The sequence below is a fragment of the Gillisia sp. CAL575 genome (genome assembly GCF_000403785.1).
Taxonomy (GTDB): Bacteria; Bacteroidota; Bacteroidia; order Flavobacteriales; family Flavobacteriaceae; genus Gillisia.
Genome location: NZ_APHJ01000015.1, coordinates 1 through 1,934, shown reverse-complemented (window position 1 = coordinate 1,934; position 1,934 = coordinate 1). Strand labels below are relative to the sequence as shown.

Below are 1,934 nucleotides of genomic sequence, written 5' to 3'. Positions count from 1 at the left end.
CAAATTTTTTATCTCTATTTAAGAAGTCGAAATCATTTTTTTCTCGGTCAATTATGTCATTATTAAATCTCACAAGTAACTCTTTTTTTGGAGTAATTATGTAATTATCAATTTCACTCAAATTCAGAGATCTTGATTTTTTATTTATGTTTCTGGTTAAATGAACAAATTTTGATTTATCGCAGATATAATAGGAACCTTTTTCAGTACTAATTTCAAACGGGATAGATTTACAATTATTACCATTTTTGTCATATATGATATAAAGTCTTTCAGGTTTTCTCGGTATCAAAATTAAAATCATCAAGATTACTATTATTATAGAACCTATTAAATATTTATACTTTTTCACTCGTTCCTTTATTTGAAATTTGAACAGATAATTTCGCTTGAATGTTCTACTGTAATAAATTACAACGGTCTTGGTTAAGGCAAGTAGCGTGGAGTAGGGATACGTTCTTGTCGGCTTAGTTATTTTTTACTAAGTATCTAAAATACACTTTTTCGACTAAGCCCGCTATTTGCGCTTAACCGATGTTGGGCGGAGTTATTTTGTTTTTGTACTCTGCAAATATTCCTCTGCAGTCATTACTGGCAATAAGGACTTTTTGAAATCTTTTCCATTTCTGGTAATTATAATTTCGCAATCTGAATCTACCGCACTAAAATATTGAAGTGCATCTTCGAAATCTGAAAAGGAAGAATTTAATCCCTTTTCAATTATATGTTCATCTAATTTACAAATTTCACATATGATTTTAAATTTTCTGAGTTTCTCTTGTGCTATTTGAGCCGATTCGAATTTTGAAAGGAAATAGTTTAAAGTTGCAAATGATATAGGCGATACCACGAACGTTAAAACTTCTTTATCAGCTAATGTTGCTAATTTCGCCATTGAGTCATAAAATGGATCTCTTTCACCAAGTAAATCAAGAATCACGTTCGTATCTAGAAATAATCTTTTTCTCATTTATATTTTTCTAATAATTGATCAGAATATTCTTTTCTATAATCCAAATCAATTGGGATTTTTGTTCCCGTAGCCAAACTTCTAACAAATGGAGAAATCGGAAAATCTAAATCTTTCTTGTCCATTGTTAATGATTGAAGATAGGATTCTACAATTCTGGACAAACTCATTTTTTTGTCTGATGCATATTCTTTCGCTCGTTCAATTATTTCTTGATTAAGCTTTAAAGTCAGTTTTGTATCCATAATAAAATTATTGTACGTACAAAATTAAACAAAATATCCGTACAATATAAATTTCAGCAGAATTTTTCTGAATAATTACGCCCAACGGTCTTGGTTAAGGCAAGTAGCGTGGAGTAGGGACGCGTTCTTGTCGGCTTTTTTGTTTGTTACTTGGTGTCTAAAATATCACTTTTCATTGGAATGCCCGCTATTGGCGCTTAACCGATGTTAGGCACAGTGGGTTATCTAAATTCTAAAATAAATTTATAGCGTTGTAGTTCCTTTGGATGGTTCATTCCTTTTTCATAGAAGCCTGCTGCAAAAACCATATTAATGTTTTTTGAAATTTTATCTATCGAATAATTATATTCATTCTCTTCATATTTTTGTTCATCTCTTTTATCCATATCATAAATATTCTCCACCGTTACCTCTGCAATGATTTTTCCATTTTCATTTATTACACCTTTGTCAAATCTATGCCATGAAGATGATTTTTTGTAAAACCAAACTGATTGGTAATCTCCATCTCCAACATAAATATCTTTGTTAACATTAAATTTATCCTCGTTTCCTGTTTTTATAGCAACGAATCGACAATCCTTTAAAAAGTCTTTGTCATTACATTCAAAAATGTTTTCATCTCCTGGATAATCATAATAGTAATTTCCCCAAGAAGATGATACATAGACATGATCAGAATTTAATAATGTAATTCTAAACTTGAATGGTTCCTTTTT

General features: G+C 30.0%; 4 protein-coding genes. All 4 read right to left on the bottom strand.

Annotated elements, in window-relative coordinates; genetic code table 11:
* The coding region (locus I130_RS16755) for a hypothetical protein (protein WP_232224001.1) at window positions 1-352 on the bottom strand (352 nt) is incomplete at its 3' end.
* A 195-nt stretch (window positions 353-547) separates the two neighbouring features.
* The gene (locus tag I130_RS00135; RefSeq protein WP_034917145.1) at window positions 548-970 is read right to left on the bottom strand and encodes a type II toxin-antitoxin system VapC family toxin; all 423 of its coding nucleotides are present in this window, start codon (window positions 968-970) and stop codon (window positions 548-550) included.
* A complete protein-coding gene (locus I130_RS00130; RefSeq protein WP_034917144.1) occupies window positions 967-1,215 on the bottom strand; it encodes a DUF6364 family protein in 249 nt (82 codons plus the stop codon). Before I130_RS00130 ends, I130_RS00135 begins: the two co-directional genes overlap by 4 nt.
* Before the next feature lie 221 nt (window positions 1,216-1,436).
* The coding region (locus I130_RS16675; RefSeq protein ID WP_034917131.1) for a hypothetical protein at window positions 1,437-1,934 on the bottom strand (498 nt) is incomplete at its 5' end.

Excerpts from the sequence above, each read along its gene's own strand:
- I130_RS00135 (WP_034917145.1), bottom strand. The coding sequence starts at position 970 with ATGAGAAAAAGATTATTTCTAGATACGAACGTGATTCTTGATTTACTT.
- I130_RS00130 (WP_034917144.1), bottom strand. The coding sequence starts at position 1,215 with ATGGATACAAAACTGACTTTAAAGCTTAATCAAGAAATAATTGAACGA.